This window comes from Mesorhizobium sp. M7A.F.Ca.MR.176.00.0.0 (assembly GCF_004023165.1).
GTDB lineage: Bacteria > Pseudomonadota > Alphaproteobacteria > Rhizobiales > Rhizobiaceae > Mesorhizobium.
Genome location: NZ_RZTC01000205.1, coordinates 1 through 5351, shown reverse-complemented (window position 1 = coordinate 5351; position 5351 = coordinate 1). Strand labels below are relative to the sequence as shown.

5 protein-coding genes are annotated in these 5351 nt (G+C 64.6%); 3 read left to right on the top strand and 2 right to left on the bottom strand.

Translation table 11 applies throughout. The features are described 5' to 3' along the window. Both EOB59_RS33555 and gshB read right to left on the bottom strand, forming a co-directional pair. Positions 1-886: ATP-binding protein (locus EOB59_RS33555; RefSeq protein WP_164895831.1), on the bottom strand; the 886-nt coding region annotated here is incomplete at its 3' end. A gap of 183 nt (positions 887-1069) precedes the next feature. Next, the gene (gshB, locus tag EOB59_RS33550; RefSeq protein WP_127808436.1) at positions 1070-2011 is read right to left on the bottom strand and encodes a glutathione synthase; all 942 of its coding nucleotides are present in this window, start codon (positions 2009-2011) and stop codon (positions 1070-1072) included. Positions 2012-2241: 230 nt separating this feature from the next. Here gshB and EOB59_RS33545 point away from each other — a divergent pair, with 230 nt between their 5' ends. The 3 genes from EOB59_RS33545 to EOB59_RS33535 form a co-directional block, all read left to right on the top strand. Beyond that, a complete protein-coding gene (locus tag EOB59_RS33545) occupies positions 2242-3591 on the top strand; it encodes an EAL domain-containing protein (protein WP_127382164.1) in 1350 nt (449 codons plus the stop codon). Between the two features lie 267 nt (positions 3592-3858). Then, the gene (locus tag EOB59_RS33540; RefSeq protein ID WP_024502164.1) at positions 3859-4626 is read left to right on the top strand and encodes an SDR family oxidoreductase; all 768 of its coding nucleotides are present in this window, start codon (positions 3859-3861) and stop codon (positions 4624-4626) included. Then, positions 4623-5351: 2-dehydro-3-deoxygalactonokinase (locus EOB59_RS33535; protein WP_128290219.1), on the top strand; the 729-nt coding region annotated here is incomplete at its 3' end. The genes EOB59_RS33540 and EOB59_RS33535, both read left to right, overlap by 4 nt.

Here is a 5351-nt window from a genome sequence, read left to right as displayed (position 1 = left end):
AAGGTAAGCTGACCGACCGGCGGCCGTTCCGCGCGCGGATACCGCCGCCGACCATCGCCGCCATCGAGGCCGAGTGGTGCGGCGCGCGGAACGGCCGCCGGTCGGTCAGCTTACCTTCGCCGAGCTCTCCCGCCACCGAGGCGATCATCGAGACTTCCAGAAGCTCCTTCGGCGCCAGCGGCGGCAGGATCGACGGCAGCCGCTGCGCCAGCATCGATTTGCCGGATCCCGGGGGTCCGATCATGAGCAGATTATGCCCACCGGCGGCGGCCACTTCCAGCGCCCGCTTGGCGGTCTCCTGGCCCTTGATGTCGGCGAGGTCAGGCAAATCCAGAGCGGCGGCATGGATGCCGGCTTCCGGCCGCGACAGCACCTGCGTGCCGCGGAAATGGTTGGCGATGGCGATCAGGCTGCGCGGCGCCAGAATGTCGAATTCCTTGCCCGCCCAGGCCGCTTCCGGCCCGCACGCGAACGGGCAGATCAGGCCCTTGCCCTCGGCATTGGCGGCGATCGCCGCCGGCAAGGCGCCGGCGACCGCGGCAATCGTGCCGTCGAGCGACAATTCTCCAAGCACGACATAGCCGGCCAGCATGTCGCCCGGAATGGCGCCAAGGGCAGCCATCAGGCCAAGCGCGATCGGCAGGTCGTAATGACTGCCTTCCTTCGGCAGGTCGGCCGGTGCCAGATTGACCGTGACTTTCTTCGACGGCATCGACAGGCCGGAAGCATGCAGCGCGGCCTGCACCCGCTCGCGACTTTCGGCCACCGCCTTGTCGCCCAGGCCGACGATGTGCATGTTGACCTTGCCGGGCGCGATCATCACCTGCACGTCGACCGGCACGGCCTCGATGCCCTGGAAAGCGACCGTGCGAACCCGCGCCACCATCGTGCAACCCCAATTCAGGCTGGCCCCAGCCCCTGCGATCAGGCCAGGAATGGCCCGCCGGGAAGACAATCACACTTCCCCGGTCAAATCAAGAACATTACGGGAACGCATGACCGCTCGGGTTGCAGCGGAATTGAGCGCGGTTGCAAAAACGGAACATGGTTAAGACAAAATGAAAACGGCTTACCCGCGCTTTCCCTCAACCGCGTCCCAGAACAGGCTGGCGATGTCGGCGCCGCCGAAGCGTTTGACCTCGCGCACGCCGGTCGGCGAGGTCACGTTGATCTCGGTCATGTAGTCGCCGATCACGTCGATGCCGACCAGGATGAAGCCGCGCTCCTTCAGCGATGGGCCGATGCGGGCGCAGATCTCGCGTTCGCGCTCCGTCAGTTCGGTCTTTTCGGCGCGGCCGCCGACATGCATGTTGGAGCGGGAATCATGCTCGGCCGGCACCCGGTTGATGGCGCCGACCGGCTCGCCGTCGATCAGGATGATGCGCTTGTCGCCCTTGCGCACGTCCTTGAGATAGCGCTGCACGATGTAGGGTTCGCGGAACATCTGGCCGAACATTTCCAGCAGCGAGGCAAGGTTGCGGTCGCCCTCGAGCAGATGGAAGATGCCGGCGCCGCCATTGCCGTAGAGCGGCTTGACGATGATGTCGCCGAACTCCTTGCGGAAGGCGGCGACCTCCAGCGGATCCTTGGTGATCAGCGTGTCCGGCATCAGGTCGGCAAATTCGGTGACGAAGATCTTTTCCGGGCTGTTGCGCACCCAGGCCGGGTCGTTGACCACGAGCGTTTTCGGATGGATGCGCTCCAGGATGTGCGTGGTGGTGATGTAGTTCATGTCGAAGGGCGGATCCTGGCGCAGCAGGACCACATCCATCTCCGACAGGTCGGTGCGCACCTTCTCGCCCAGCGAATAGTGGCTGCCCTTCTCGTCGCGCACCTGCATTTCCTCGATGCGGGCAAACACCTTGCCGTCGCGCAACGACAGCCGATCCGGCGTGTAGTGGAACAGCTCATGGCCGCGCCGCTGCGCTTCCAGCGACAGCGCGAACGAGGTGTCGCCGGCGATCGACACTGTGGAGATGTGGTCCATCTGGACGGCGATTTTCAGCTTCATGGCGGGTCTCCGGCGGCTCGGATGGACGACTGTCTTGCCTGTACAGGCTCACTGCCCGTCTGCCAATCGCGACATTCCTAGGATTGGCATCCGACACCCGAATGCGCTGCTTTCATCGATCCTTCGAAACAGTCGCGGTTGCCCGTGGAAAATCGATTTCGCGATACGTTTCCTAAAGGGTTTGCTGCCAGTCTGAAAATAAATTCCGACGTCACAAAACAGGGACACCGATGCAAACTTCGTTTGGCACCGGTCAGGCAAACAGGGAGAGCACGGATCTGGCATTCACCGATCCGTTGACCGGGCTTGGCAACCATCGCCGCTTCTTCGACAAGGTCGATCGCCTGATCGCCGACCGTGCCGACGATCCCGCGCCCTTTACCGTCGGCATTCTCGACCTCGACGGCTTCAAGCCGATCAACGATCTGTTCGGCCACAAGGCCGGCGACGATATCCTGATCCAGGTGGCGATGCGGCTGCGCGCCTCGATGGACGGCCATTCCACGGTCTGCCGCATCGGTGCCGACGAATTCGCCTTTCTCTATCCCCTGGTGTTCAGCGAGGAGGCGGCGGCCGAAAAGTCGCGCATGCTGATCGAGATCCTGTCGGCGCCCTATGATGTCGGCGAACGCACCGCCAGGCTTTCGGCCTCGGTCGGCTGCTCGCTGTTCTATTCGGGCGACGAGACCACGGAAATCCTCATCAACAAGGCCGAGACGGCGCTCTACCACGCCAAGCGTTCCGGCCGTGGCCGCGTCGTCGTCTACACCCGTGAGATGGAAGAGGCGGCCAAGCGCGTCACCCGCATCGAACAGGCGCTGCGCCGGGCTGTCTCGGCCGGCGAGGTGGAGCCGCATTTCCAGCCCATCGTCGATCTCGCCACGCGCCGCACCATCGGCTTCGAGACGCTGGCGCGCTGGACCGATCGCGACCTCGGCTCGGTGCCGCCGACCGTCTTCATTCCCATCGCCGAGGAGCGCGGCATCATCGGCCCGTTGTCGCAGTTGGTGCTGCGCAAGGCGACCGAAGCGGCCAGAAGCTGGCCGAAGGACCTGTTCCTGTCCTTCAACCTGTCGCCATCGCAGCTCGTCGACCAGAACACCGGCCTGCACATACTGGCGATCCTCGATCGCACCGGGTTCGATCCGCGGCGGCTGGAGATCGAGATCACCGAGACCGGCCTGATGAACGACCCGGCCTCTGCCGCGCAGATCGTCGAGGATCTGCGCCGCGTCGGCATCCGCGTCTCGCTCGACGATTTCGGCACCGGCCAGTCCTCGCTCGGCCGTCTGCGCGAATTCCATTTCGACAAGCTCAAGATCGATCGCGCCTTCGTCTCCTCCATTCTCGACGACCGTCCCTCGGAACACATCATCCGCGCCATTCTCGCAATGTGCGAGGGGCTCGGCATGGACGTCGTCGCCGAAGGCATCGAGCAGGAAGCGCAGGCCGATCGCCTGGTCCAGTTCGGCTGTGCCGGCGGGCAAGGCTATCTGTTCGGCAAGCCGGTCGATGCCGACGCCACGCTCGGCTATCTCCGCGATTCCTTCCGCGGCGCCCTGCGCGCCAAGGCGATCTGACCGGCGATCCCCGTGATCCGCAATCCTGGTGCTGCCGCTGTGCGCATCCGGTGCGGCGCATTGTCGTTTTGTCTGACATAAGCCCAGAAATCCGGCGGTTCGCCCTTGCCCGCGCGCCTTGCGTGGCTAGGATGCGCGCCGATCACGCTACAGCGCCGCGCGTCCTTTTGGACGCGCAAAGGACGCTGTAGCAATTTACATTTTGCGCATGATCCCTTTCCGAAATTCGATCCGATTTTCGGGGTCATGCGCTGGGAGACAAGAACGATGATGCCATCGGCGCATTTTGCCGACCTCGAAGGAGCCTCGGTGCTGATCACCGGCGGCGGCTCCGGAATTGGCGCTGCCCTGACCGAGGGATTTGTGCGCCAGGGTGCCAATGTCGCCTTTATCGACATCGCCGACGGCCCAAGCACGGCTCTTGCCGACCGCATTGAGAAAGAATTCGGCCGCCGGCCTCTCTATCTCAAGACCGATTTGCGCGACGTCGAGGCCCTGCGGGCGTCCGCCGCGAAGGCCGCCGAGGCGCATGGCGATGTCACCGTGCTGGTCAACAATGCGGCCTGGGATGAACGCCACGCCGTCGAGGACGTGACGGTCGAGTTCTGGGACAACAACCAGGCCATTAATCTCAGGCCGCATTTCTTCACCGCGCAAGCGGTGGCGCCGGGCATGAAGCGGGCGGGCGGCGGCTCGATCATCAACTTCACCTCGACATCCTATCTGATCAACCACCCTGACATGCCGTCCTACACGGCCGCCAAGGCCGGTATCCTCGGCCTGACCAAGGGGCTGGCCGGCAAGCTCGGTGTCGACGGCATCCGCGTCAACGCCATTGCGCCCGGCTGGGTGATCACCGAGAGGCAGAAGGAGCTCTGGGTGACCGAACAGGGGCTTGCCGCCCATGTCGCCAAGCAATGCATCAAGCAGGTGATGCAGCCCGACGACATCGTCGGCACCGTGCTGTTCCTGGCCTCGGACGCCTCGCGCATGCTGACAGCGCAGATGCTGGTCGTCGATGGAGGTTTCCTGTGAACCCAGCCGGCAACGCACCGGCGGTCGCCGCCGTCGACTGGGGCACGACCCGCATGCGGGTCTGGCTGATAGACGGGCAAGGCAAGGTGCTTGCCGAACGCCGTGGCGACGATGGCCTGATCACGGCGCAGCAGAAGGGCTTTTCGACCATCCTCGAAGGGCATCTGGCGGCGATGGGAGCACCAGCGGCGCTGCCCGTCATCATCTGCGGCATGGCCGGATCCCGCCAGGGCTGGCTGGAAGCACCCTATGTCACCGTGCCGGCGCCGCTTAGCGCCATCCTTGCGGGTGCCGCCAGCGTGCCCGGCCAGAGCCACGACATCCGCATCGTTCCGGGCCTTGCCCAGCGACTGACTGACGCGCCCGACGTCATGCGCGGCGAGGAAACCCAGCTTGCCGGCGCTGGCTTGCCGGCCAAGGGACGCCAGCTGGTCTGTATGCCCGGCACCCATTCGAAATGGGTGCTGGTCGAGGACGGTACTGTCACCGGCTTCGGCACCTGGCCGACCGGCGAGCTGTTTTCCGTGCTTGCCGCGCATTCGATCCTGCGCCATTCGCTCGGCGAGCAACCCAAGCCGGTCACATCGGACAATCCGTTCTTCCGTCGCTGGTGCGAAACCGCATTGGCTGATGGTGGCGATGTCACCTCGCGGCTGTTTTCCATCCGCGCCGCCGGCCTGCTGCAGGATTTGAAAGCCGACGATGCCGCAGCCTGCCTGTCCGGC

Bases quoted from the DNA above. Each gene is read 5' to 3' on its own strand.
- gshB (WP_127808436.1), bottom strand. From the start codon at position 2,011: ATGAAGCTGAAAATCGCCGTCCAGATGGACCACATCTCCACAGTGTCG.
- EOB59_RS33545 (WP_127382164.1), top strand. From the start codon at position 2,242: ATGCAAACTTCGTTTGGCACCGGTCAGGCAAACAGGGAGAGCACGGAT.
- EOB59_RS33540 (WP_024502164.1), top strand. From the start codon at position 3,859: ATGATGCCATCGGCGCATTTTGCCGACCTCGAAGGAGCCTCGGTGCTG.